Here is a 25,109-nt window from a genome sequence, read left to right on the forward strand (position 1 = left end):
CAAAGGCCCGCCCATGAGCCCGTTTGAAAAGCGGGCGGTAGCGGGACTGAGCTTCATCTATGTCGCGCGCATGCTCGGTCTGTTCATGCTCATGCCGGTACTGGCCCTGGACAACGACCAGCTTCGTGGCAGCACCCCGGTGCTGTTGGGCCTGGCCATTGGTATTTACGGACTGGCCCAGGCCGCCCTGCAGTTTCCCTTCGGGGTGGCCTCCGACCGTTTCGGGCGCAAGCGGGTACTGGTCTTTGGTCTGCTGATCTTCGTCCTGGGCTCCCTGCTAGGGGCGGTCAGCCATAACATCTGGGGCATCATTCTCGCCCGTCTGCTGCAGGGTGCGGGCGCCGTCTCCTCGGTGCTGCTGGCCACCGCCGGGGATCTCACCGGGGAACAGCACCGCACCAAGGCCATGGCCGCCATCGGCGGCAGCATCGCCATCGCCTATGTGCTGGGGATGGCGCTGGGACCCGTTTTTTACGGTCTCTCCGGGCTGACCGGGGTATTTCTAGTGGCCGCCGCACTCGGTGTCCTCGCGCTGTTACCGCTGTGGAAAGGGATTCCCCCCATCCCCCACAATCTACAGCAACGCATGGGGACCTGGCGTGACGCCCTGAGGATATTCCGATACCCCCCGGTTCTGACCGCCAGTGTCGGCATCTTCATCCTGCAGATGGTGCTGGGGGCCAGTTTCGTGGTGCTCTCCCCGGAACTGGTCAAGGCCATGCACATTCCGGGCAGTGCCGTCTGGGAAGTGTATCTGCCGGTGATGCTGCTCTCGGTGGCGGGCATGCTCTACCCGGTGATCCACGCCGAAAGGCACAAACAGCACGGACAGATGCTGGTCTTCAGTGGTCTTGCCATCGCTGCGGGGGCGCTGTGCATGGGTTTGCTCGCGGGTCACTTCTGGCCGGTGGCGGTGGGAGCGGTGATTTTCTTCACGGGTTACAACGTGGCCTCGGCGATTCTGCCCTCGATGATGAGTCGCAGCACCACCCAGGCACAGCGGGGAGCGGCCAGTGGTGTGTACTCGCTGATGCAGTTTCTGGGGATATTCGCAGGCGGTGTGGTTGGTGGCTGGGGGCTGGGCATGGCCGGCGAGCAGGGTGTTTTTTATCTCCTTGCCGCCGTCGGATTGCTCCTCGCCCTGCAAAGCTGGAACGGAAAACGCGTGGCACTATTGCTGGAACCCGACGCCCGGGAAGCAGGGGACGGTCAGTAGCCGCCGATAATCAGTGCCAGCGCACCAAAGGCGATGCAATAAATGCCAAAGGGCCGCAGCGCCTTGATCTCATGCTTGTGAAAATAGTGCATCAGAAACCAGACGGATGCCCAAGCGCAGATTCCGGAGAGAAGCCCCGCAAGAAAGATGGTGCCGAGCAACCCGGACGGCATCTGTGCGTGAAAGAGCTTGGGCACTTCCAGTATGCCGGCCGCCGCGATGATCGGCGTGGCGAGCAGAAAGGAAAATTTTGCGGAATTTTCATAGTCCAGCCCTACACCGATACCCGCCACCAGGGTCGCGCCGGAACGGGAAAATCCGGGAATCAACGCAAGGGACTGGGCAAACCCTATACCGATGGCACGCGGCCAACTCAGATTGTCCAGCGAATGGCTAGGTTGCCGCGCGCGCAGGCGATCCCCCAGGATGAGCATGGCGCCGTTGATCATCAGCGCCACTGCGGCAAAGGTGAAGCCGCCAAATAGGGCCTTGATCTTGTGGGCAAGGGCCAGGCCCAGCAAACCGGCGGGAATGGACGCAATGAAGAGAATCCATAATAGCCGGGAGTCGGGATTGTCGGGGCGTCCCCGTGCCCGAATGAAACCGCCGAGCAGCGCCGCCCAGTCGCGCCAGAAGAACAGGAGTAACGCCGTGGCCGTGGCAAGGTGGAGCACGACCACAAAGGGCAGAAACCACCCTGCGTCCCGGTTGATGGGCCAATGCAGGAGCGCTGGCACCAAAATGATATGCCCCAGGCTGGAGATGGGAAACAACTCCGTAACGCCCTGAAGTACGGCCAGGAACAGCAGGTAAATATGCTGTGTCATGCGATCATGACCTATATGTAACGCACGGCAAGAATGGTGTATTCCCGTGTCCCGCCGGGGGCGCGCACTTCAACAGGATCACCTTCGTGTTTACCGATGAGCGCGCGGGCAATGGGGGAACTGATGGATATCTTGTTTTCCTTGAGGTCGGCTTCGGCATCACCCACGATCTGGTAGGTCACCTCGTTGCCTTCCGCATCTTCCAGCTCCACAGTGGCCGCAAAAACGATTTTACCGCCGGTATTCAGTTGCTTGGGGTCAATGACCTGGGCACGGGCCAGATAATCCTCCACCTCACGGATACGTCCCTCGATAAAAGCCTGCTGCTCCTTGGCGGCGTCATATTCGGCATTTTCCGACAGGTCACCCTTGGCGCGCGCCTCGGCAATGGCTTCAATCACGGTAGGGCGGTCAACGGTTTTGAGGCGATGCAACTCGTCGCGCAGCCGCTGGGCACCAACAACAGTCATGGGAATTTTATCATTCATATCTGCCTCGTGCTGGTATTTTTCTGGTTCAGATCCTGGAGCCGGAGTACGCTGCATTCTTCCGTCATCAGAGCGTGAATGGCAGCGGCGCCCGCGGTGGCGCCAGCCAGGGTAGTGTAATAGGTCAATCCCATCTGCAGAGCAGCGCGGCGGATACTGAAAGAATCCCGCACCGACTGGCGTTCGTCCACGGTGTTGATGATGATCTGCACCTTGCCGTTCTTGATGGCATCGACGATATGGGGACGGCCTTCGGTCACCTTGTTAACCGGGGCGACTTCCAGACCTTCCTTCCGCAGGAAGGCGGCGGTGCCCCCGGTGGCGATCAGTTTGAACCCGAGTTCGGACAGGATCCGAGCGGTCGGAGTGAGTCCCTTTTTATCGGCATCGCGAACACTGAGGAAAACCGTGCCGGAGCTCGGAAAGTGCTCGCCAGCACCAACCTGCGCCTTTAGAAAAGCCTCACCAAAACTGGCGCCTATACCCATCACTTCGCCCGTAGACTTCATTTCCGGCCCCAGCAGTATATCCACGCCGGGAAATTTGATAAAGGGGAAGACCGCTTCCTTGACGCTGAAATGGGGCGGGTTGGGAATCTGTGGAATGCCCTGCGCGGCCAGAGACTTTCCGGTCATGCAGCGGGAGGCGATTTTGGCCAGGGGCCATCCCGTAGCCTTGGAGACGAAAGGTACCGTCCGTGAGGCGCGCGGGTTGACCTCCAGCACATAGATGCGCTCGTTCTGGACGGCGAACTGACAGTTCATCAGGCCCACCACCCCGAGCGCCAGGGCCAGTTCCACCGTCTGCCGCCGGATTTCATCTTGAATAGCCGGGGACAGAGAGTAGGGCGGCAGACAGCAGGCCGAGTCGCCGCTGTGGACTCCCGCCTGCTCGATGTGCTCCATGATCCCGGCCACGATCACCTGTTGCCCGCTGTCGGCGACGGCATCGACGTCCACTTCCAGTGCGTCGTTCAGGAAACGGTCCAGGAGGATGGGCTGGTCATTGGAGATGCGCACCGCTTCCACCATGTAGCGTTGCAGGTCGTCTTCCCCATAGACGATGCGCATGGCGCGACCGCCCAGCACATAAGAGGGGCGTACCACCAGCGGGTAGCCCAGCGCTCGCGCCTTGCTCAGGGCTTCCGGAGCGCTCCGGGCAATGGCGTTTTCTGGTTGCCGCAGGTCGAGGCGTTGCAAAAGCTGCTGGAAGCGCTCGCGATCCTCCGCCAGATCGATGGAATCCGGCGTGGTGCCGATGATGGGCACACCGGCGGCCTCCAGATCATTGGCGAGCTTCAGCGGTGTCTGGCCGCCAAACTGGACGATCACGCCATGCGGCTTTTCGACGGCGACGATTTCCAGGACGTCTTCCAGGGTGAGCGGCTCAAAATACAGGCGATCGGAAGTGTCATAGTCGGTGGAAACCGTTTCCGGGTTGCAGTTGACCATGATGGTCTCAAAGCCGTCCTCATGCAGGGCCATGGCCGCATGTACGCAACAGTAGTCAAACTCGATGCCCTGTCCGATCCGGTTGGGACCGCCGCCCAGGATCATGATCTTGGGTTTATCACTCGGGTCCGCCTCGCACTCCGTCTCATAGGTGGAGTAGAGATACGGAGTCGGTGAGCGGAACTCGGCGGCACAGGTGTCCACCCGTTTATAGACGGGGCGGACACCCAGCTTCTGGCGCTGTTCACGCAACTGCTGCTCGTGGCAACCCAACAGGCGGGACAGCCGCCGGTCCGAGAAACCCATGCCTTTGAGGGTGCGGAGCCGGGTACCATCGAGGCCCGCCAGGGAGAGACCGCGCAGGCTTTCCTCGGTCTGAATGATTTCGAAAATCTGCTCCAGAAACCAGGGGTCGATGCGGGTGATGCGTTGCAGGCTGTCCTGATCCCAGCCGCGCCGTATGGCGTCCGCCAGGTACCAGAGGCGATCGGCACCGGGAACCCGTAACTCCTGTTCCAGTTTTTGCAGGGTGTCCGGATCATTACCGATGAGTTTCTCATCCAGGCCATCCACACCCGTCTCCAGGCCACGCAGCGCCTTTTGCAGTGACTCCTGGAAGCTGCGGCCAATCGCCATCACTTCACCCACCGACTTCATCTGGGTAGTCAGGTGGGCATCGGCCTCGGGAAATTTCTCGAAGGCGAAGCGGGGGATTTTGGTGACCACATAATCGATGGTCGGCTCGAAACTCGCCGGTGTCGCCTGGGTGATGTCATTGCGCAGCTCATCCAGGGTGTAGCCCAGCGCGAGCTTGGCGGCAATTTTGGCGATGGGAAAGCCTGTGGCCTTGGAGGCCAGCGCCGAAGAACGCGACACCCGCGGGTTCATCTCGATGACGATCAGTCGCCCATCTTCGGGATTGACCGCGAACTGTACATTGGAGCCGCCGGTATCCACCCCGATACGCCGCAACACGGCGATGGACGCATCCCGCATGCGCTGGTATTCACGATCGGTAAGGGTCTGGGCGGGGGCCACGGTGATGGAGTCCCCGGTATGGATGCCCATGGGATCGAAGTTCTCGATAGAGCAAACGATGATACAGTTATCCGCCCGGTCGCGGACCACTTCCATCTCGAATTCCTTCCAGCCGATGATGGACTCTTCGATGAGGATTTCGTGGGTAGGACTGGCCTCCAGGCCGCGCGCCGCGATGTCCTCAAATTCCTCACGGTTGTAGGCAATGCCGCCGCCGGTGCCGCCCAGGGTGAAGGACGGCCGGACGATGACCGGAAAACCGATATCCTCCGCGATCTGGCGCGCGCCTCCCATGTCATGGCCGAAAGCAGAACGGGCCACTTCCAGGCCGATTTCTTCCATGGCCTTTTTGAAGAGACCGCGATCTTCGGCCTCACGGATGGCTTCCACGGAGGCGCCGATCAGTTTGACACCGTACTGCTCCAACACCCCCTCCCGGTGTAGGTCCAGGGCACAGTTCAGTGCGGTCTGACCGCCCATGGTGGGGAGAATGGCATCGGGGCGTTCCATGGCGATGATGCGCGCCACGGTTTGCCACTCGACGGGTTCGATATAGGTGGCGTCCGCAGTCTGCGCATCGGTCATGATGGTGGCAGGGTTGGAGTTGACCAGAATGACCCGGCAACCCTCTTCCCGCAGCGCCTTGCAGGCCTGTACGCCGGAATAATCGAATTCACAGGCCTGGCCGATGATGATGGGTCCGGCGCCGATGAGGAGGACGCTTTTGATGTCCTGATGTTTAGGCATGGTGACGGCCTCCGTACTGGTTCATGGCGTGAACGAAGTCGTCAAAAATTACACGGGCGTCATGGGGCCCGGGTCCGGCCTCAGGGTGGCCCTGAAAGGAAAATACGGGCAGCTCCCGATGCGCCATGCCCTGCAGGCTGCCGTCGAACAGTGAGGCATGGGTCGCCACCAGGCACTCTGGCAGGGTGTCCGCGTCCACCGCGAAACCGTGGTTCTGACTGGTGACCAACACCCGACCGCTGCGCAGATCTTTGACCGGATGGTTGGCACCGTGGTGTCCGAACTTCATCTTGACGGTTTTGGCGCCCAGGGCCAGTCCCAGCAACTGATGCCCCAGACAGAGTCCGAAGGTGGGAATACCCGTGGCGATGATCTGGCGCATGGCCTCTTCCGCATAGCCAAGGGCCGCCGGGTCACCGGGACCATTGGAGAAGAGTACGCCGTCCGGGCGCAGGGCGATCACCTCGGCGGCCGCGGTGCGGGCCGGCACCACCGTGATTCGACAGGCCCGATCCGCCAGCAGGCGCAGGATATTCCGTTTGGTGCCAAAGTCGTAAACCACCACATGGCGCTGTGTCCGGGTGACGGCCTGTGCGTGATAGCCCTGTTCGGGGGTGCCGCTGGCGAGATCCCAGGTGTATGCCTCCCGGCAGCCCACATCCTGCACCAGATCACGGCCGATGAGGCCTGGGAAAGCGCGCGCCGCGGCCAGGGCCTTCTCCTCGCTGGCGGTTTCTCCGACGAGGACGGCAGCGTTCTGAGCGCCGTTATCCCGCAGTCTGCGGGTGAGAGCGCGGGTGTCGATTCCCGCGATGCCCGGAATTCGATGGGTCTGCAGGAAGGCGGACAGGTCCTGGGTGCTGCGCCAACTGCTGGGTTGCCGTGGCAGATTGCGCACGACGAGAGCGGAGCAGAATACCCGGGTACCCTCCATGTCCTCCGGGTTGACTCCGGTATTGCCGATATGGGGGTAAGTGAGCGTAACGATCTGCCCCTGATACGAGGGATCGGAGAGGATCTCCTGGTAACCACTCATGGCGGTGTTAAAACAGATTTCGCCTGCTGCCAATCCGGTGGCACCAAAGCCTATACCGCGATAGATGCTGCCGTCTGCCAATGCCAAGACCGCCTGCATGCCCCACCTCGCCAACAAGAGGATGCAAAAAAAGGGAGGGGGTCCCCTCCCACGTAGATATCGCCTATTCTAAGGACCGGAACGGGTATGGTCAACGCACGGCGGCCAGACCGAGCGTGGTGGCGGCCTTCCGACGCGGGTTTCCGGGGGCATGCCATGATTAGGCTCTTGAGCAGGCATGTCCTGATGTTAGACTCGAACGCTACTTTATGATTTGACGAAGAGGTGCTTTATGGGTTGGATGCAATGGTCCGTGCTCGCCATGGGTGGCATGCTGGTACTGGCGGGGTGTGCGACGACTACGACAAACGGGATGGCGCCGCAGTCGCAAGGCATGGTGGGTAACTATCCGGCCCTTGCCGCAGCTCCATTGCCGCCTGCCCGCGTCACATCGGCACCGGTGCGCAGTGCGCCGGCCGTTGTTCCCCGCCCGGCCGCGCCTTCCGTAACACCACCCCCGGTTCGTTATTCGTCCGCAGCGCTGCCCTTGACCACCACAGCGCCAGCCCTTCCCGCCGCACCGGCTATTCCGGCAGCGCCCTCCGCGGCGCAGACCCTGAGCGGCGCCGGCACATCCTTTTCCGCTGCGTGGCAGGGGGATATGACCAAAGCACGTCAGGACAGTGCCCGGTGTGCGGCGATGTCGTCCGTCGCGCGGACGTCGTGCTGGCAGGACGTCTCCGCTTGGGCGGAGAAGCGCGCGGCACATTATCAGGCACTCAGCACCCGGGCCACAGGCGCTCAGTCCCAGCAAATGCAATCCGCAGCAAAGTTTTTCGGGGTAACCGGGGAGTGGGCCAGTGCCTGCGGTTCGATTACTTCACAGCAATGCGCCGAATCGCCACTCATCGGCAAGATGCAGCAATGGAAGGCCTCTGTAGGGCTACCGGGGGCGGCGGTGACTATACCTACGCCCTGAACACGGGGTTATTTTGTCATTGCCGCGATCGTTCGGAATATCTGCGCCACCTGGGCGGGCGCATTCGCTTGACGCTCTTCCGGTGAGGTTCTAGCATCGCTATCATGCAGATTCTGGTGAATGGTGTGGCCCGCGAGGTGCCTGAGCAGATGACGGTGCGGGCGCTGCTGGCCGAGCTGGGCTGGGCGGAGCGCCGTGTGGCCGTTGAATGCAATGGTGAAATCGTACCGCGCAGTACCCACGCCACGGCGACGCTGGCGGCCGGTGACCGCCTGGAGATCATCCAGGCGGTAGGCGGCGGCTGAGTACTCCGCACTAAATCCCTTTTTTGAGGCGAAAGACAAACACAATGCGTAAGGATCCTTTGGTGATTGCAGGGCGGGAGTACCAGTCCCGTCTGCTGGTGGGTACGGGAAAATATAAGGATTTTGCCGAGACCAGGGCGGCCATCGACGCGGCTGGCGCGGAGATCGTCACCGTGGCACTGCGCCGGATGAATCTGGGGCAGAGTAAAGACGCACCTAATCTGTTGGAGTTTCTCCCGGCGGACCGCTTTACCATCCTGCCGAACACGGCAGGATGCTACACGGCGGAGGATGCGGTGCGCACCTGCCGTTTGGCTCGGGAGCTGGGTGACTGGAAACTGGTCAAGCTGGAAGTCATCGGTGACCCTCAGACTCTATACCCGGATATGCGACAGACCTACGATGCGGCCAAAATCCTCATCGCCGAGGGCTTCGAGGTGATGGTCTACAGTGTGGATGATCCGGTGGCCTGCAAGACCTTTGCGGAGATGGGCTGTGTGGCGGTGATGCCGCTGGCGGCACCCATCGGTTCCGGTCTGGGCATTCGTAATCCTTACAATCTGCGCATCATTCTGGAGCAGGCGACAGTACCGATTCTGGTGGATGCGGGCGTGGGCACGGCGTCTGACGTGGCGGTGGCGCTGGAGCTGGGTTGTGATGGCGTTTTATTGAACACCGCCATTGCCGCAGCCAAAGACCCCATTCTCATGGCCGAGGCGATGCGGCAGGGAGTGGAGGCCGGGCGTAAGGCCTTTTTGGCGGGGCGCATGCCACGCAAGCTGTATGCCAGCGCCAGCAGCCCTGTGGATGGCCTCTTTTTTGAGTAGCAATGATGCCTTGGAATACGCGCGTACCGCCCCCCTTGACGAGGAATTTGTCGAGGCAGTGGAGCGCCTGGTCATGGGCGCAGTGCCCGGTGGCGCAGTGCCAGACTATGCGGAAGACTGGGACGAGGCGGAGCGGCTGATTGCCCGGCTGGGCGATCAGGGGGTGGGCGTACGCTTCGAATTCGTGGCGGATGAGAACGGCCAGCGCTGGCACAGCTATCTGGATTGGCAGGAGCCGGTCAGCCACGAATGGCAGTTGACCGAGGCGGAGGAGATGACGGCGGCGCAGGCGGTGACGCGGGCGGCTCTGGTCTGGTATTACCAGCAGGAGATCGCGGCGGCCAGCGCCCAGCCACCGGACGGCTGGGCCTATTTTGAGGTGGTGGAACGTCTGGGTATGGCCCGGGATATGCTGGCGCGCTCCCTGGACGATCATCCGGTGCTGGTGGAAGAGGCGGAGATGATGGCCCGTTATCAGGAGCTTCTGGAAAAATTCAACGCGCTCTATGAACTCGCCAATCAGGCGCTGGATCAACGCCTCGGCGCACCGGCGCGCAGTACCATGCACTAGGCCCGCCCTACCATGCATATCCACGTCCTCGGCGTCTGCGGGACTTTCATGGGAGGTATCGCGTTGCTGGCGCGGGCGGCGGGGCACCAAGTAACGGGTTCGGATGCACACACCTATCCCCCCATGAGTGATCTGCTGGCCCGTGAAGGGGTTATGGTCCATGAAGGCTATGATCCCGCTCAACTGGATCCTGTCCCCGACCTGGTGCTCATCGGCAACGCCCTGTCGCGAGGCAACCTCTGTGTGGAGGCCGTTCTGGACCGGCAGATACCCTATGATTCCGGTCCCGCCTGGCTGTCCCGGGAGATACTGCAAAGCCGCTGGGTACTGGCCGTGGCGGGTACCCACGGCAAGACCACGACGACCTCCATCCTGACCTGGATATTGCAGGAGGCAGGACTCGATCCGGGGTTTCTCATCGGTGGGGAGGCGCGCAATTTCGGTGTGTCGGCGCGGCTGACGGATAGCCCTTTTTTTGTGATCGAGGCGGATGAGTATGACACCGCCTTTTTCGATAAACGTTCCAAGTTCGTGCACTATCACCCGCGGACGCTGATACTCAACAATCTGGAATACGACCATGCCGATATATTTCCGGATGTAGAGGCGATCATCACCGAGTTTCACCACCTGCTGCGCACCGTACCCGGCGCGGGCGCGGTTATCGTGAATGATGGAGTACCAGCGCTGAAACGGGTGCTGGAGCGCGGTTGTTGGACGCCACTGCAACGCTTTGCCGGTACGGGTGAGTGGCAGGTGCGGCTGGACGCTGTGGATGGCAGCCGTTTTACCGTGCTGGAGCAGGACGTCGAGCGCGGGCAAGTCAGTTGGGAGATGGCCGGGTCCTTCAACGCCGATAATGCATTAGCGGCCTTGCTGGCGGCGCGGCATGCCGGGGTACCGCTAGCGGTCGGATGTGTGGCATTGCGCAACTTTCAGGGGGTGCGGCGGCGCCTGGAGCTGTGTGGACGGGCTGGTGGCGTGGCGGTGTATGACGACTTTGCCCACCACCCCACGGCCATCGCTGCCACCATCACGGCCCTGCGCGGGCGGATGGCGGGGACGGGGCGTCTGATTGCCGTGCTGGAACCACGCTCCAATACCATGAAGATGGGGGTGCACCGGCAGACGCTGGGACCAAGTTTGCAAGGCGCGGATCGAGCGTTTGTCTATGCTCCGGCAGATCTGGGTTGGGATGTGGCGGCAGCCCTGGATTCCGCCGCGCAAGTTTATGTCGATATGGACGCGCTCTTGCGGGCGCTGGACGCAGAATTGCGCCCGGGGGATCACATACTCATCATGAGCAACGGTGCCTTCGGCGGGATTCACGGACGCCTGCTCGAACGTCTCGCCCGCCGGGATGTACCGGCAGGGTCGTAATCCCGGGTTCCATCCGGGTCAAGGAGCGCTAATGGAAGATCGGCGACGGCAGGATCGGGTTTGTGTGGCGATAAGCGGCGCTTCCGGTGCCGCTTATGGATTGCGGCTGGTGGAGGTGCTCCTGACCGCCGGGGTGCGGGTCTATCTGCTGATATCGGACGCGGCGCGGGTGGTTTGCCGTGAGGAGTTGAGTCTGGATCTCCCGGATACGGCTGAGGCGGTGACCCGTTTCCTCAATGAACGGTTCGGCGCCGACCCGGACCTGTTATCGGTTTATGCCCAGGATGACTGGCTGTCTCCCGTGGCCTCCGGCTCCAATGCGGCTCAGGCCATGGTGGTCTGTCCCTGTTCCGGGGGGACACTGGCCGCCATTGCCCACGGGCTGTCCGAGAATCTGATCGAGCGCGCCGCCGATGTGATGCTGAAAGAAGGCCTGAAACTCATTCTGGTGCCCCGCGAAAGCCCCGTCTCGACGATCCATCTGGAAAATATGCTGAAGCTGGCACAGATGGGGGTATGCATTCTGCCGGCGAGCCCCGGTTTTTACCACCACCCCCAAAAAATCGAAGATTTGGTGGATTTCATCGTGGCGCGGATTCTGGACCAACTGGGGTTGCCGAACCGGATTGTGCGGCGCTGGGGAGAGTAGGGCGTTTTTCTGCGGCGCGGAGGCTGGTCAGCAGGCGTTCGCCACGTTCCCCATGGAAGAACGCACGGATGTAGGGGGAATGCACCTGTTGAACCTCTATCAGTGAACCGACCGTCAGCACCTTGCCGTCGGCCAGCACGGCGACACGATCAGCGATGGCGGCGAGGCTGTCCAGGTCGTGACTGACCATGACCACGGTAAAGCCGATATCGCCGTGGATCTGCCGGAGCAGGGCGTCAAATTCCGCGGCCGCGATAGGGTCGAGTCCGGAAGTGGGTTCGTCGAGAAAGAGAATCTCCGCTTCCATGGCCAGGGCGCGGGCGAGGGCAACCCGTTTGACCATTCCTCCCGACAACTCCGCCGGCAGTTTCCAGGCGTCGCTGGGCTTCAGGCCTACCATTTGCAACTTCAGAGCCACCAGATCGCTGATTTCGGAACGGCTGAGATATCCCCACTCCAGTAGCGGAAAGGCGATATTTTCATAAACCGTCAGGGCGCTGAACAGGGCTCCCTGTTGAAAGAGCACTCCCCAGCGCTGGCGCAGGGCAATTAGTTCGCGCAGATTGAGCGCTTGCGGATTTTCGCCAAGGATGGTCATCCGTCCTTCAGCGATGGGGACGAGGCCCATCATGGCGCGCAGCAGCGTGGTCTTACCGGTGCCACTGCCGCCGACGATGGCGAGTATCTCTCCGCAGCGAACGGTCAGATCGAGGTGCCGCTGAATCCAGTGAGTTCCGAACCGGGTGGCGATATCGGTCAGGACGATGGCGTCGGGGCGGCCCATCAGTTGGCGATTCCCGTATTGGCAAAAACCAGGGCAAGAATGGCATCGATAAGGATCACCACGGTGATGGACATGACTACGGAGTTGGTGGTTTCCCGGCTCAGGCTGGTGGTATTGGGCTTCACCTTGAGGCCATGAAAGCCCGCGATCCATGCAATGAGGACGCCGAAGAGGGCTCCTTTGACAACGCCCAGCCACAAATTGAAGCTGGGAACTACGGCGGGCATTTGTTCGATAAAGAAACGGTTGCTGATGCCGAGATCCACTTTGGCCACGAGCATGGCTCCATACAGGCCGACCATGTCGGTCCAGAGAACGAGTAGTGGCATTACCAGCGCCAGACCAATGACCTTGGGCAGAATCAGACGGCGGATCGGGGGAATACCGAAAGTGCGCAGGGCGTCCAGTTCTTCGGTTACGCACATGCCGCCGATTTGCGCGGTGAACGCCGAGCCGGAACGCCCCGAGAGAATGATCGCGGTGATCAGCGGGCCAAACTCACGCAGTATGCTCAGGCCGGCAATATTGATGATGTAAATGTTAGCGCCATATTGGGCAAGCGTCGAGGCCGACTGAAAGGAAATCACCACGCCGATGAGGAAGCCGATCAGGGTGAGGATGGGCAATGAGTTCGGCCCGGTATTGACGATGGTGGCGGAGATTTCGCGCCAGGGAAAACTTCGGGGGTGGCGCAGGCCACGCCCGAACTCCAGCAGCAGAGCGCCCATGAGCAGAAAAAGTCCCCAGAGGTCGCGTCCGGTTTCGATCAGGAAGGCGCCGAGCTGGTCGAGAAAATGCCAGGGATGCCGGGGCCGTGCCGTGATGGGCTGGATGTCCGCCAGACGGGCGAAGATGTTGTGATGCTGGTCGGCCATCCGGATGTTTTTGGGCAGATGATTGCCCCATGCCTGCCAAAGCAGGAGGGCCCCGGCGCTGTCGAGGACCTCGACCGCCGAGAGATCCCAGCATATTTCCGGGGCGATGTTCCGCAGCGCCGCTTCCTGTGCCGCGAATCTCCCGCCGAGGCGCCGCAATGTCCAGCGCCCGCTGAGGCGCAGCGTTCGATCATCGCACTCCCATCGCGGTTGGTGCGCGCTGATTTTAGCGGTGTGTGGGTCTGGGCTTTTCTCGGTCATTCCCTGGGTTATACTCGACGACTGACGTTTGCAGGAGTGCTCGGATGGCCATTGTCGCACGAAGTTCCCGCATCACCCAACGGTTTCGCTGCTGGGCCGCACTGCTGGTCGCGCTGCCGCTCAGCGCCTGCGGTGCCTTCCCTGCCTACCAGCCGGAGGTGCAGTTGCTGAGTATTCAGCCCGAAACGGTAGGTCTGGTCGCGCAGACTTTTATGCTGTCGCTCAAGGTCAGCAACCCCAATGACAGTGCGCTCCGTGCCAAGGCGGGAGAGGCGCGTCTGTATGTGCAGGATCGGCAGGTGGCTTACGGATTGCTGGACAAGCCGATCGTTGTACCCGCCTATGGTAGCGCCACGGTGAGTATCCCGGTCACAGGCAATTTTCTGCCATTGCTGGGGGATCTCGGCAGTGTCAGCGCCGGGGCGGGACTCCCCTATACCGTCAAAGGTTATCTGGTGACCGGCATGTTCGATATGCGGGTACCTTTTACCGTCACTGGTGCTTTGCATCTGCCGCTGTCGCCGAGCCCCAGCGCAGTTTTGCCTTGAGGGGGAGGTGATCGGAGAGCGGTTCGGTGACGGTTTCAATCATCGTGAATTCCAGGTCAGGGCTACAGAGGATGTGATCGAAGGAAAAGCGCGGTGACCAGCTGGGAAAGGTAGGTGGGCTCCAGGGCGGCGCCTGCAGGCCACTTTCATTGAGGAGTATGCGCATTTCCGGGGAACGCGCCGTGCAGTTCAGGTCGCCCATGAGAATGAGATTTGGGCGTCCGCGCAGGCGTTGGGCGAGATCGCGTATCTGACCGAGGCGCGCATGACGGCTGAGGCCGAGGTGGGTGATGATCACTGTCAGGGATCTTCCACCGGCGTTGATCCGGTTTTCCAGCATGCCGCGCCCTTTCATGAAGCTGGGCAGGGAATGCGCGATGGTCTCTTCGATCGGCCAGCGGGAGAGAATGCCGTTGCTATGCTGGGCAAAGTCGCCAAAGTCGCGGGTACGTTGTTGCGCCCAGTAAGGGAAATGGGCTCGGTCAGCGAGAAAACCCGCCTGATTGACATACTGGCTGCGAAAAGAGCCGGCATCGACCTCGTTGAGTCCGGCGATGTCGGTTCCCTCCAGAACCGCGGCGATCCGCTCCAGGTTGCGCAGACTCTGGCCATGCGGCATCACGTACTTCCAGCCGTGCAGAAACATGTGCCGGGCGCGGTGGGAGCCGATACCCACCTGGATGTTGAAGGACGTCACAGAAAACTCTGAGGTCTCAGTCATGGTCGAGTTCGATATCGAGTTCCTGCCAGGGGGCGCCATCCCCCGTGCGGGTGAAGGCGCGCAGGAGGATCACCCCTTTGGTATCCGCTGCGAGTAATATCTGATAGGGCGTGTCGATGGGGACGATATCCGCGATCGGCGCGGCGGCATGGGCGTAATGTGCGAAAGATGTTTCGCCACGGGACTGGATCAACGCGGACGCTGCGGCAAAGTCCGCCGGTGGGCAGGGATAGACGGAGACGGGCATGTCGGCGGTAGCGCCGATAAGTCCTTCGCCAACACCGGATTGCAGGTCGGCGAGCAAGGCGTTGGCCAGGGTGCGTGGCAGTTTCAGGCGCCTCATGCGCAGACGCCGCAGGCCGGGTCGCGGCGCAGGGCGATCTGCCGCCACTGCCAGCTTTGCGCATCCACCAGCAGGAGTTGTCCGGCCAGCGGGGAATGGCCGGTGCATAGCAGGCGGATGGCTTCTGCCGCCTGCATGCTGCCAAGTACCCCGAGGAGTGGGCCAAGGACGCCGCTGCGTGAGCAGGTATCTTCGGTATCCTCTACGCCGTCCGGGTAGAGACAGGCATAGCAGGCGCTTTCCGATACACGAAAATCAAAGACGGCGAGTTGCCCTTCCCAACGGATGGCCGCGGCACTGACCAAAGGTTTACCAGCATTACGGCAGGCGCGGTTGATGGCGTGCCTGCTGCCGAAGTTGTCGGTGCAATCCAGTACCACATCGTGGGTGTCCAGTGCCGCGGCAAGAGACTCGGGTTGCGCTGATTCCACCCAGGCGCTGACCCGAATCTGCTGGTTCATGGCGCGCAGTCGATCGCGTGCGGCCAACGCTTTGAGGCGTCCCAGGTCGGCCTCGCCATAGAGAATCTGGCGTTGCAGATTGCTGAGATCGACCTGATCTCCATCGCAGAGGGTCAGGTTGCCGACGCCCGCGGCCGCGAGATACTGGGCGGCCGGGCAGCCCAGGCCGCCCATGCCGATGATCAGCACCCGGCTGGCCGCCAGCGCCTGTTGTCCGGCAATGTCGATTTCCGGCAAAAGAATCTGGCGCGCATAACGCAGCAGTGCAGCGTCGTCGAGGGTATCAGTCATGGTTCGGGATGATGCGCATCCAGTGTGGCGCTCCGGAAACGGTTGTTGCGGCGGCAGGGCGCTTTCATTGAGCATGCATTCAGTGTAGCAACGCGGAAGAATTTGCTCCAGTTACGCAATGCTTCGCCGATGGCCTCATTGACCCAGCGCCAGACGGCCGCCATAGCCGGTGAGTTCCAGATATCCCCTCCCTACGGTCTGTCGGCCGGTCACGGCGCGCACGGCCCCTTCCCAGTAGACGGTGCCGCTGCTGCGGCTGGCGTCGAATTCCTGATTGTCCATGAGCGGGACGATAGCGAAATGCAGGTTTCCCACCTGCATCTGCCAGCGCACGGGGTAGCGTATACCGGTTTGCGGCGACCGCCACCAATCGGAGGGCTGCATGCGGATGTCTTTGGCCGGAATGTAGTGTACCTGGCCCTGCGCATTGCGCTCTGTACCTGCCAGCCAGAAGGGCGCACCGTCGGCGCGGCGCATCATGAAGACCATGAGGGCACCGCCATTCTTCAGATTGACCCCCAGCCAATCCCAACCGACAGCCTGTTTGGGCAGGTACGCCGCCGACCATTCGTGATCCAGCCACGCCTCCCCGCTGACGGGCTCACGCCGTCCTTTAATGTCCACCGTCCCGCTGACCTTCAGATGTGGAAGACTGTAGTAGTAGCTGGCATTCTTCGGGTCTGGACCCTTCCGGCTGATGCCCTGGAGACCTTCGAGCAGCACGGGTTGGGTTGGCGTGAATCGCAGTCGATAACGGATTTTTCTGCCGTTGATATGTGTTTCGTAAGCCTGCCCCTGCTGGCGCAGATACCAATGGCGAATCCAGACATCGGTATGGTCTCGATCCGCCCCTGCCAACCCGAGACCCGCGCGCGCCGTCCGTTGCGCGGTGAGCAGATGCCCGATGCGCGGATCGCTCAGCGCCGCTTCGGCAAAAAGCAGTTCACCGGGATTGAAGGCGCTGGGGTTCGCCCAGACTTCAGCGGGCCGGACCCGGAAAAAGGTGATCTGAAATCCCAGCTGTTTTCCCGATGCGTTATGCAGCCAGCCCGTTACATACCACCATTCAATGGGGAAATTCGGGTGACTGCCCAGGGCGTTGGGGAATTGCATGGGGTACTGCGGGGTGACCTTCACATCCGGGGTGGGCTGTAAAGGCAGGGGTGTCCCCGGCAGACCGGATTCGGCCTGCACTGGTCCACAGAGCCCGCAGCACAGTACCAGAAGACCAGAATATATCCCTTTACGCGGTAATCCAGACCAGAAATGACTAATCATCGCGCAGCACTGCGGAGGTATGCCGGACCGCCCGCCGTCCAGCCAGCACCATGGTGGCCGTGCTCGCCAGCCAGAGGATAGCGCTCAGGGTCAGTAATAGGCGCCAGGATGGATGAAAGCCCATGTGCCAATGGAAAGACTGGGGATTGACTACCTCGATCAGGATGATGCTGATGGCCATCCCCAGTGCGCCGCCGATGAATATTCCGAGTAGCGAAAGGACGCTGCCCTCGGCAAAAAGCAAGGTGAGCAGGTCCCGCCGCCGCAGACCCAGATGCCGGAGCATGGCAAATTCGCTGCGGCGCATGAGCGTCTGCGCCCCGAAGCCGCTGCTCACCCCCAGTAGCCCAATCACCATGGCGACAGCCTCCAGTGCATAGGTGGCGATAAAGCTCTGGTTGAATATCTGTAGGCTCTTGCTGCGAATTTCTTTGGGAGTCGCGATCAGTAATTGACCACCATCGGGCAATGTCTGCCGCAACTTGCGGATGGCAGCCGGTATCGCAGTGCCGGGACGCAGCCAAAGGGCGACGCCATTGACCGCATCGTCTCCGGACCATGTACGGTATTGCTGAATGGGTATAGACACTGAACCCTCCTGATAGGCGTAATCCCGATAGATGCCGGCGATGATCACCGTCCGCTCCTGCCCACCCAGCGGCAGATGGATCACCTGTCCTGTCCGCCAGCCACTGATACCTGCCAGAATCTCCGAAATCCACACCGGCGGTGGCTGTTGTGGCCCGACCTTGATCGCATGGAGCATCTGCAATTCCCGCTCCGGATCGCTGATGTTCATGCCCCGCGCGAGAAGCGTCACCGGCGGGTGCCCCGGCAACAAATTCAGAGTGACCCGCCGCAGAGGCGAGCAGGCGCGGACGTCGGGCAGTGCGCAAAGCTGGTGCGCCGCGCCATGGGGGAGGAGTGAGTCTCTATTCATCCCGGCCTGCACATAGAGATCCGCGCGTAAAATGTCGGTCAACCAGTTGGCGACGGAGTCACGGAATGAACCTACCATCACCGCCATGGCCACGACCAGACTAAAGGCCACTACCACTGCAGCCAGGCTTTGCGCCGCCCGCCCCGGTGCGCCCCGCAGTTGTGCCAGGGCCAGACGCCAGACCGGTGCATGGGGCAGGGGAAAGAGCCTGGTCAGTGCGCGCAGGAGCGGTGCCAGTAAAAAGAGCAGGGCAAAGAGCAGGCAGGCTACCGCGCCGTAAGCTAGATAGGGAATGCCGTGGATGGCCGGCGCCAACGACCCGGCCAAGGCCAGTCCCAAGAGCAGCAGACCTACCCAGGGATGCTGGTGCTGCTGATGGGCCTGCTCTTCAGAGCCGGCTCGCAACGCCAGGGCGGGGATCGCCCGGCTGGTTTCCCAAGCCGGTAATAAGGCGCCGGTCAGCGCCGCTCCCAGGCCCGCCACGAAAAAGATCAGCAGGAGTCCCGGATGCCATTGCAAGTGCAAAGCCGTGGCACGGAAATATCCTGCTCCGAGGTCGCCACCCATGTGTGCCAGGGCCAGCCAAGCCGCCAGCACGCCCAGCGGCAGACCCAGCAGCGCGCCCGGCAGACCCAACGTCGCACCCTGCAACAATACGGCCAGTACGACTTCCCGACGGCGCAGGCCCAGGACCCGCAACAGGGCCAGTTGCTGCCGTTGCCGCACTACCCCCATGGCCAGGGTGGAATAGACGAGAAAAGCTCCGGTAAACAGCGCTACCAGCGATAGTACCAGCAGGTTCACGCGATAGGCGCGCGAAGCATCCGCAGCCACGTGTCCCTGCTGCTCCGGGCTTTGTAACACAGCGCCGACCGGCAAATGCCCCTGCCATCGCGCGAGAAAATGCGCGACGGGTATTCCGGGGTCCAGACGCAGGTCGACCTGATTGAGGGTGCCGATCCTTCCCCACAGCCACTGTACTGCCGCAATATCCATGACGCCGAATGCTTCGCTGCTGCCCACACCCGGCAGTTCGCCGATGATTCGCAGTGTGCGTGGCTGTCCGTCCGCGTCGAGCGTCAGCGTATCCCCTACCCGCAGGCCGAGATTCGTCAGTGCCGCCGGGCTCAGGGCAATGTGGTCGGGGGTCAGCAGGGCAAGCGGGCTATGCAGATGGAAAGGTAGCAGCGGTTGTCCCATGCGCGCCGCCTGGAAGGCGTCAATGCCGAGAATGGGGAGCATGCCCTTCCGGGCAGGATGCAGTACCTGCGCCTGCAAGCGGATTTCCGGAGTAGCCACGGCTACATCTCTGGCCATACTCAGGCGCACATACCATTGTTCGGAAAAACCCTGTCCCGGCGCCGTCAGGGTCAGATCGGCCTGCCCCGACAGACGTCGCAGCCCGGCAGAAAAATCGCTTACGGCCTGGATGTTGATGAGGGCAATGGCCAGTCCCAGCGCGACCCCCAGCGCAATGCCGATGATCGCCAGCACGCTCGCCCCCGGCCTCTGGCGGAGGGGGCGCCATACGGCCGCTTGCCATGGAATCCGGGTGATCACAGGGGATGGAAGCCCTGCGCGTCGAAACGCAGTCGGCGTTGCGCCCAGTCTGCCGCAGTCGCCGAATGGGTCACCAGCACAATAGCCGCCGCCTCTGCTTCTCCCACCTCACGCAGGAGGCTGAGCACGGTTTCCGCAGATTCGGCATCGAGGCTCCCCGTCGGTTCGTCCGCCAGGATCAGCGACGGGCGATGTACTACCGCACGCGCTACCGCAACCCGCTGCATCTCGCCGCCAGAAAGCTCCCGTGGCCAGGCATTCAGGTGACTGCCGATGCCGAGCCGTTCTACCAGAGTTTTAACCCGCCGATTCATGTCGCGCCGGGGCAGGCCGTTCAGTCGCCAGGGCAGGGCGATGTTTTCCTCTACGGTCAATTGCGGGATCAGATGGAAGGCCTGAAACACAAAACCCATGTACCGCCGCCGCAGGAGCGTACGTGCATCGTCATCCAGGGTGTCGAGCGATTGCCCCTTGAAAGTCATGTGTCCCGCATCGGGGCGATCCAGGCCGGCAATAATATGGAGCAGGGTGCTTTTGCCAACGCCGCTTTCCCCCATGACGGCTACAAAGTCTGCTGGTGCTAGGTGGAGGCTCGCATTGCGGAATAACCAGCGCTGCGGGTCTCCGGGAAGTCGTTTTGCCAGATTGTTCAGAACCAGAAGTGCCGTCACGCCATCCTTTCCAAGTTTTGCCCAACGCAGATGGTTTACCATACGCCAAGCCCGCAACGGCGACTATACCGGTCTTCAGGACAAGGGCGGTGCATCGGGTTTTGACCTGAGCCCGCGCGACAGGTTAGAATCCCACTACCGGAGAGATGGCCGAGCGGCTGAAGGCGCTCCCCTGCTAAGGGAGTATGGGGCTAAACACTCCATCGAGGGTTCGAATCCCTCTCTCTCCGCCACCCTTACTGGCTTAAATCCTAACGAAAGTGACCATCCATCGCTCTTGCATCCCTGTTGTATCGTGCTATCCTTCAATCATCTTATGGACTGAAAGAAGTACTTATCTGCGGGCGCCATCCGGCGCATGTGGTCTCGGGTTAAATCCCTCGAATGATAAAAATCTCATGAATATCCACCGAAGCGCTGTACCCAACTGACTGAGGAGCTCTCTCCAATGAGTGACGCCATTCTTTATGTGTCTGATGACAGCTTTGAAACGGATGTATTGAAGTCCCCCAAACCGGTATTGGTCGATTTCTGGGCCGAATGGTGCGGACCTTGCAAAATGATTGCCCCCATTCTGGAAGAGGTCGCTGATGAATATGCCGACCGCCTGCAGGTTGCCAAATTCAATATCGACGAAAATCCCAATACCCCCCCTCAGTACGGTATTCGCGGTATTCCCACACTGCTCCTTTTCAAGGCTGGCAAGCTTGAAGCGACCAAAGTGGGTGCCCTGAGCAAAGCCCAACTGACCACATTCCTGGATAGCCAACTTTGAATATGCCACGTCCCCGCCGTAAACCTCCCCGGACGCCCAAGTCCTTTCCCAACGAAGATATTCTGGTAGACGACGAAGACGAGAACGCGCTTTGTCCGCCACCTGGCGCTGCGGCGATGAATCTGACCGACCTCAAACGCAAAACGGCCGCTGATCTGGCGGTGATCTGCCAGGACATGGGGTTGGAGGGTACCGCCCGTCAGAAGAAACAGGAAATCATTTTCAATATCCTCAAGGCGCACGCCCGCAATGGCGACGCCATTTACGGCGAGGGTGTGCTGGAAATTCTGCAGGATGGTTTTGGCTTTCTGCGTGCCGCTTCCGGGTCTTATATGGCGGGGCCGGATGACATCTATGTCTCGCCCTCGCAGGTACGGCGCTTTCACCTGCAGACCGGAGACACGGTTTCCGGCCAGATTCGCCCTCCCAAAGAGGGTGAACGCTATTTCGCGCTGCTCAAGGTGGAGAGCATCAATTTCGAAGCGCCGGAAGCAACCCGCAACAAAGTCAATTTTGACGATTTGACGCCTTTGTTCCCGGACGAGCGTTTGCGCCTGGAATACGACGCGGTACCTTACGGCGAAATGGCACCGCGGATCATCGATCTGGTCTCGCCCATCGGCAAGGGCCAGCGCGGTCTGATCGTCGCTCCGCCCAAAACCGGCAAGACGGTGTTGTTGCAGCAGATTGCCCACGCCATCACCGCCAACCATCCGGAATGCTATCTGATCGTGCTGCTGATCGACGAGCGTCCAGAAGAAGTGACAGAGATGCAGCGCTCGGTGAAGGGAGAGGTGGTCTCTTCCACCTTTGACGAACCGGCGACGCGCCACACTCAGGTTGCGGAAATCGTCCTGGAAAAGGCCAAACGCCTGGTGGAGCACAAGCACGATGTGGTCATCCTGCTCGACTCCATCACCCGCCTGGCGCGCGCCTTCAACACTGTAGTGCCGTCTTCCGGCAAGGTGCTGACCGGCGGTGTGGATGCCAATGCGCTGCAGAAGCCCAAGCGCTTCTTTGGCGCCGCACGCAACATCGAAGAGGGTGGCAGCCTCACCATCATCGCCACGGCGCTGGTGGAAACCGGTTCCAAGATGGACGAAGTCATCTTCGAGGAGTTCAAGGGCACGGGCAATATGGAAGTACATCTCGACCGGCGTCTAGCCGAGAAACGTACTTACCCGGCCATCAACCTGAACAAATCCGGCACCCGTCGTGAAGAACTGCTGGTCCCTGCCGAGATGCTCAGCAAAATGTGGGTATTGCGCAAATTGCTCGCGCCCATGGACCCGGTGGAATCCATGGAGTTTCTGCTCGACAAGGTGCGCAGCACCAAAAATAACGCAGAGTTCTTTGACTCCATGAACCGTTGAGCGGGCCTGCTGGACGCCCGCCCCCTCCATCCCTATAATTCGCCTCTTTGTATCAAGGCCCGAGAGTAGCTAACATGAAAAGCAATATTCACCCCAAGTACGAAGAGATCACCGTCACCTGTAGTTGCGGCAACGTTTTCAAGACGCGCTCGACGGCGAACCGCGACCTGCATATTGATCTCTGCTCCGAATGCCATCCTTTTTACACGGGTAAACAGCGTGCGGTTTCCGCTGCGGGCCAGGTAGAGAAATTCCGCAAGCGTTACGGCGGCGGGCAGTAAATCGGGATGGTGGAGGCCGATCCTCAGGCGGATTTGCGGCGCCGGTCGCTGGACTATCACGCCCGTATGCCGGCAGGTAAGCTTTCCGTCGAGCCAAGCAAACCCTGCGCCAGTCCCGAAGACCTGTCTCTGGCGTACACGCCAGGAGTGGCGGCCCCGGTGCGGGAGATCGTCGCCGACCCGGATAAGGCTTACGACTATACGGCCAAGGGTAACCTGGTGGCCGTTATCAGCAACGGTACGGCAGTGCTCGGCCTGGGTAATGTCGGGCCGTTGGCGGGTAAGCCCGTCATGGAAGGCAAGGCGCTGCTTTTCAAGCGCTTCGCGGATATTGACGCGTTTGATATCGAAGTGCAGGCGCGCGACGCCGAACATCTCATCGACGTGGTGGCGGCCATCGCCCCAGGTTTTGGGGGTATCAACCTGGAGGATATCGGTGCGCCCGTATGTTTTCAGGTGGAAGAAGCCTTGCAGGCCATGCTGGATATTCCCGTATTTCACGATGATCAGCATGGTACGGCAGTGATCGTGGCTGCGGCGTTGCAAAATGCACTGGAATTGCAGGGTAAGGAGTTGGGTCGCGCCAAGGTCGCTATTGTGGGTGCTGGTGCCGCCGGAATTGCCATTGCGCATATGTTGCGGGCACTGGGGGTGGCGGATATCTTCCTGAGCGATTTGCATGGAGTGCTGCACAGCAAACGTACGGATCTCACCCAATGGCATAAACCTTTTGCTGTGGCACCCCAGGACTGGGATCTGGTGGCGATGTTGCGTGGCGCCGATGTAGTCATCGGCGTCTCTGCGCGCGGCGCCATTCCGGAAGCCGCGTTGCTAGCGCTGGCGCCCAAGCCGGTAATTTTTGCGCTCGCCAATCCCGATCCTGAGGTGGACCCCGCCCTGGCGCGGCGCCTGCGTCCCGACGCCATCATCGCCACGGGTCGATCGGATATGCCCAATCAGGTCAACAACGTGTTGGGCTTTCCCTTCCTCTTCCGCGGCGCACTGGATTGCCGGGCTCGGCAGATCAACCAGCCCATGTTGCTGGCGGCCGTGGATGCTTTGGCGAAGCTAGCGCGGGAGCCGGTGCCGGACGCTGTGCAGGCCGTTTACGGGCTGACTGCACCGCAAGGTCTGACCTTTGGTCCCGAGTACATTATCCCTAAAGCTCTGGACCCCCGCCTACGGCCGTGGGTCTCTGGCGCGGTAACCACTGCCGCCCGGGAAAGCGGCGTCGCGCGGCGCTGAGTCACGATGCGTCTCGCGGATCTGACGGTTCGCGATCTGCGATTCGCCTTCGGCCAACTGCTTGCCGCCATTTTGTTTTTTGCCCTTGTCTGGAAAATTCTTTCTCCCTTTTTGCCAGCCCTGGGCTGGGCCGCCATTCTTGTTTATGCGACCTGGCCGCTGGCTGGTCCCATGCGCCGACATTGGCCGCCCGTGCCGGCAGCAGTAGGCGCCACGCTCCTGTTGGCGCTGATTTTTATTCTTCCCGTAATTTTCCTGAGCATCAGCCTGGGGGCGGAGTTGCACCATGTACTGACCGATCTCGGTAGAGTGGATGCACACACGACCCTGGAATCAAGTCTGAATCGAATACCCTGGCTGCATGATCTGTTCGCGCAGATTCCTGCAGCCTGGAAGACGAAACTGATGCCCGGTGCCCTGACCCCCGACCTTTCCGCCTGGGCGGGGCGGCTGGGCAGCGTTGCGGGTGGGATCGGTCGTTTCGGTACTTTGCTTATACTTGTTCTCATCACCGCCTTTTTCTTCTACCGGCATGGTGAAGTGCTGGTGGACCAGTTGCGCCGTTTTGTCGGTCAGGTGCTGGGACAGCGGGGCGATGCTTATCTGCGGACGGTGGCCAGCACCATCCGTGCGGTGATTTATGGCATTCTGGCGACTGCAGTGGCGCAGGGGACGCTGTCGGGATTGGGTTACTGGGTGGCGGGGCTGCCCGCACCCGTACTGCTGGCTGCCGTCACCCTGCTGTTTTCCTTTATCCCCTTCGGTACCCCGCTGGTCTGGGGGGCTGCGAGCATCTGGTTGCTATCTCAGGGCGAGATTTGGGCGGGAGTGGGCCTGGCCCTGTGGGGTGCGCTGGTGGTGAGCTGGATCGATAACCTGATCCGCCCGCTGGTGATTTCCAACGCGGTACGGATTCCATTTCTGCTGGTTCTATTCGGGGTGCTGGGCGGCATTCTCGCCTTCGGCTTCCTCGGTCTGTTTCTGGGGCCGGTGCTGCTGGCCGTGCTGTTGGCGATCTGGAATGAGTGGTTGCGGCCAGCGCCTGCTGCGCCACAAGGTTGAATGTCCGCTCCATGCAGGCAGGCAGTTGTCAGCACAGATAAATGTATATGAGCATGTGTCCCAAAGCCCTTTGATCTGTCCTCAGAG

General features: G+C 61.1%; 25 protein-coding genes and 1 tRNA gene. 14 read left to right on the top strand and 12 right to left on the bottom strand.

Features of this window, described 5'->3' with window-relative positions:
- Nucleotides 1-13: 13 nt before the first annotated feature.
- The gene (locus F6A13_RS04010; protein WP_126605703.1) at nt 14-1,216 is read left to right on the top strand and encodes an MFS transporter; all 1,203 of its coding nucleotides are present in this window, start codon (nt 14-16) and stop codon (nt 1,214-1,216) included.
- Here F6A13_RS04010 and F6A13_RS04015 read toward each other — a convergent pair.
- Genes F6A13_RS04015 through carA form a run of 4 tightly spaced genes read right to left on the bottom strand, consistent with a single transcriptional unit; the run spans nt 1,210 to nt 6,902 of the window.
- The gene (locus F6A13_RS04015) at nt 1,210-2,043 is read right to left on the bottom strand and encodes an undecaprenyl-diphosphate phosphatase (RefSeq protein WP_113527119.1); all 834 of its coding nucleotides are present in this window, start codon (nt 2,041-2,043) and stop codon (nt 1,210-1,212) included. The two genes, F6A13_RS04010 and F6A13_RS04015, sit on opposite strands and share 7 nt — an antisense overlap.
- A gap of 11 nt (nt 2,044-2,054) precedes the next feature.
- On the bottom strand, nt 2,055-2,531 hold the full coding sequence (greA, locus tag F6A13_RS04020) for a transcription elongation factor GreA (protein WP_113527118.1): 477 nt from the start codon (nt 2,529-2,531) through the stop codon (nt 2,055-2,057).
- On the bottom strand, nt 2,528-5,767 hold the full coding sequence (gene carB / locus F6A13_RS04025; protein WP_126605017.1) for a carbamoyl-phosphate synthase large subunit: 3,240 nt from the start codon (nt 5,765-5,767) through the stop codon (nt 2,528-2,530). Before carB ends, greA begins: the two co-directional genes overlap by 4 nt.
- On the bottom strand, nt 5,760-6,902 hold the full coding sequence (gene carA, locus F6A13_RS04030; RefSeq protein WP_113527116.1) for a glutamine-hydrolyzing carbamoyl-phosphate synthase small subunit: 1,143 nt from the start codon (nt 6,900-6,902) through the stop codon (nt 5,760-5,762). Before carA ends, carB begins: the two co-directional genes overlap by 8 nt.
- A gap of 232 nt (nt 6,903-7,134) precedes the next feature.
- Here carA and F6A13_RS04035 point away from each other — a divergent pair, with 232 nt between their 5' ends.
- From F6A13_RS04035 to F6A13_RS04060, 6 genes are all read left to right on the top strand, one after another.
- Nucleotides 7,135-7,821: a hypothetical protein gene (locus tag F6A13_RS04035; protein WP_126605018.1), complete on the top strand. Its 687-nt coding sequence runs from the start codon at nt 7,135-7,137 to the stop codon at nt 7,819-7,821.
- 104 nt (nt 7,822-7,925) lie between these two features.
- Complete coding sequence (thiS, locus tag F6A13_RS04040; RefSeq protein ID WP_126605020.1) at nt 7,926-8,126, top strand: sulfur carrier protein ThiS; 201 nt, start codon at nt 7,926-7,928, stop codon at nt 8,124-8,126.
- A gap of 44 nt (nt 8,127-8,170) precedes the next feature.
- Nucleotides 8,171-8,953 carry a thiazole synthase gene (locus tag F6A13_RS04045; RefSeq protein WP_113527113.1) on the top strand — a complete coding sequence of 261 codons (783 nt, stop codon included), beginning with the start codon at nt 8,171-8,173 and terminating at the stop codon, nt 8,951-8,953.
- Complete coding sequence (locus F6A13_RS04050) at nt 8,946-9,524, top strand: hypothetical protein (RefSeq protein ID WP_225981948.1); 579 nt, start codon at nt 8,946-8,948, stop codon at nt 9,522-9,524. The genes F6A13_RS04045 and F6A13_RS04050 overlap by 8 nt, the downstream gene beginning before the upstream one ends.
- Nucleotides 9,525-9,536: 12 nt before the next feature.
- A complete protein-coding gene (gene mpl, locus F6A13_RS04055) occupies nt 9,537-10,904 on the top strand; it encodes a UDP-N-acetylmuramate:L-alanyl-gamma-D-glutamyl-meso-diaminopimelate ligase (protein ID WP_126605022.1) in 1,368 nt (455 codons plus the stop codon).
- A gap of 31 nt (nt 10,905-10,935) precedes the next feature.
- Nucleotides 10,936-11,553, top strand: a complete 618-nt coding sequence (locus F6A13_RS04060) for a flavin prenyltransferase UbiX (RefSeq protein ID WP_113527110.1) — start codon at nt 10,936-10,938, stop codon at nt 11,551-11,553.
- Here the strand turns inward: F6A13_RS04060 and F6A13_RS04065 are convergent.
- Together F6A13_RS04065 and F6A13_RS04070 are read right to left on the bottom strand one after the other, a co-directional pair.
- The gene (locus tag F6A13_RS04065; protein ID WP_126605024.1) at nt 11,486-12,337 is read right to left on the bottom strand and encodes an ABC transporter ATP-binding protein; all 852 of its coding nucleotides are present in this window, start codon (nt 12,335-12,337) and stop codon (nt 11,486-11,488) included. The two genes, F6A13_RS04060 and F6A13_RS04065, sit on opposite strands and share 68 nt — an antisense overlap.
- Nucleotides 12,337-13,473, bottom strand: coding sequence for an ABC transporter permease (locus F6A13_RS04070; protein WP_113527108.1), 1,137 nt, complete (start codon nt 13,471-13,473; stop codon nt 12,337-12,339). Before F6A13_RS04070 ends, F6A13_RS04065 begins: the two co-directional genes overlap by 1 nt.
- A 44-nt stretch (nt 13,474-13,517) precedes the next feature.
- Between F6A13_RS04070 and F6A13_RS04075 the strand changes: the two genes are divergently transcribed.
- Nucleotides 13,518-14,021, top strand: a complete 504-nt coding sequence (locus tag F6A13_RS04075; RefSeq protein WP_126605026.1) for an LEA type 2 family protein — start codon at nt 13,518-13,520, stop codon at nt 14,019-14,021.
- Here F6A13_RS04075 and F6A13_RS04080 read toward each other — a convergent pair.
- The 6 genes from F6A13_RS04080 to F6A13_RS04105 all read right to left on the bottom strand — a co-directional run bounded on the left by F6A13_RS04080 (nt 13,966) and on the right by F6A13_RS04105 (nt 20,328).
- On the bottom strand, nt 13,966-14,742 hold the full coding sequence (locus F6A13_RS04080; protein WP_113527106.1) for an endonuclease/exonuclease/phosphatase family protein: 777 nt from the start codon (nt 14,740-14,742) through the stop codon (nt 13,966-13,968). The genes F6A13_RS04075 and F6A13_RS04080 overlap by 56 nt on opposite strands.
- Complete coding sequence (locus tag F6A13_RS04085) at nt 14,735-15,085, bottom strand: hypothetical protein (RefSeq protein ID WP_126605028.1); 351 nt, start codon at nt 15,083-15,085, stop codon at nt 14,735-14,737. The genes F6A13_RS04080 and F6A13_RS04085 overlap by 8 nt, the downstream gene beginning before the upstream one ends.
- Entirely contained in the window at nt 15,082-15,837 is a 756-nt protein-coding gene (locus tag F6A13_RS04090; RefSeq protein ID WP_126605030.1) for a HesA/MoeB/ThiF family protein, read from the bottom strand. The genes F6A13_RS04085 and F6A13_RS04090 overlap by 4 nt, the downstream gene beginning before the upstream one ends.
- A 135-nt stretch (nt 15,838-15,972) precedes the next feature.
- Nucleotides 15,973-17,115 carry a lipocalin-like domain-containing protein gene (locus F6A13_RS04095; protein WP_126605032.1) on the bottom strand — a complete coding sequence of 381 codons (1,143 nt, stop codon included), beginning with the start codon at nt 17,113-17,115 and terminating at the stop codon, nt 15,973-15,975.
- Complete coding sequence (locus tag F6A13_RS04100) at nt 17,108-19,549, bottom strand: ABC transporter permease (protein ID WP_264158139.1); 2,442 nt, start codon at nt 19,547-19,549, stop codon at nt 17,108-17,110. The genes F6A13_RS04095 and F6A13_RS04100 overlap by 8 nt, the downstream gene beginning before the upstream one ends.
- 62 nt (nt 19,550-19,611) lie before the next feature.
- Nucleotides 19,612-20,328 (bottom strand): ABC transporter ATP-binding protein, encoded by a 717-nt coding sequence (locus F6A13_RS04105; RefSeq protein WP_113527101.1) that lies wholly within the window; start codon nt 20,326-20,328, stop codon nt 19,612-19,614.
- A 98-nt stretch (nt 20,329-20,426) separates the two neighbouring features.
- Between F6A13_RS04105 and F6A13_RS04110 the strand changes: the two genes are divergently transcribed.
- The 6 genes from F6A13_RS04110 to F6A13_RS04135 all read left to right on the top strand — a co-directional run bounded on the left by F6A13_RS04110 (nt 20,427) and on the right by F6A13_RS04135 (nt 25,022).
- Nucleotides 20,427-20,519 (top strand) — tRNA-Ser (locus F6A13_RS04110).
- A gap of 215 nt (nt 20,520-20,734) precedes the next feature.
- Complete coding sequence (trxA, locus tag F6A13_RS04115) at nt 20,735-21,061, top strand: thioredoxin TrxA (RefSeq protein WP_113527100.1); 327 nt, start codon at nt 20,735-20,737, stop codon at nt 21,059-21,061.
- Nucleotides 21,062-21,177: 116 nt separating this feature from the next.
- A complete protein-coding gene (gene rho, locus F6A13_RS04120) occupies nt 21,178-22,434 on the top strand; it encodes a transcription termination factor Rho (RefSeq protein WP_012536268.1) in 1,257 nt (418 codons plus the stop codon).
- A 74-nt stretch (nt 22,435-22,508) separates the two neighbouring features.
- Complete coding sequence (rpmE, locus tag F6A13_RS04125) at nt 22,509-22,715, top strand: 50S ribosomal protein L31 (RefSeq protein WP_012536269.1); 207 nt, start codon at nt 22,509-22,511, stop codon at nt 22,713-22,715.
- Nucleotides 22,716-22,721: 6 nt separating this feature from the next.
- Nucleotides 22,722-23,960, top strand: a complete 1,239-nt coding sequence (locus F6A13_RS04130) for a malic enzyme-like NAD(P)-binding protein (RefSeq protein ID WP_126605035.1) — start codon at nt 22,722-22,724, stop codon at nt 23,958-23,960.
- Nucleotides 23,961-23,966: 6 nt separating this feature from the next.
- Entirely contained in the window at nt 23,967-25,022 is a 1,056-nt protein-coding gene (locus tag F6A13_RS04135) for an AI-2E family transporter (protein WP_126605037.1), read from the top strand.
- The last annotated feature ends 87 nt before the right edge of the window (nt 25,023-25,109 follow it).

Origin of the sequence: Acidithiobacillus sp. 'AMD consortium' (genome assembly GCF_008926505.1) — a bacterium.
Classification (GTDB): Bacteria; Pseudomonadota; Gammaproteobacteria; order Acidithiobacillales; family Acidithiobacillaceae; genus Acidithiobacillus; species Acidithiobacillus ferridurans.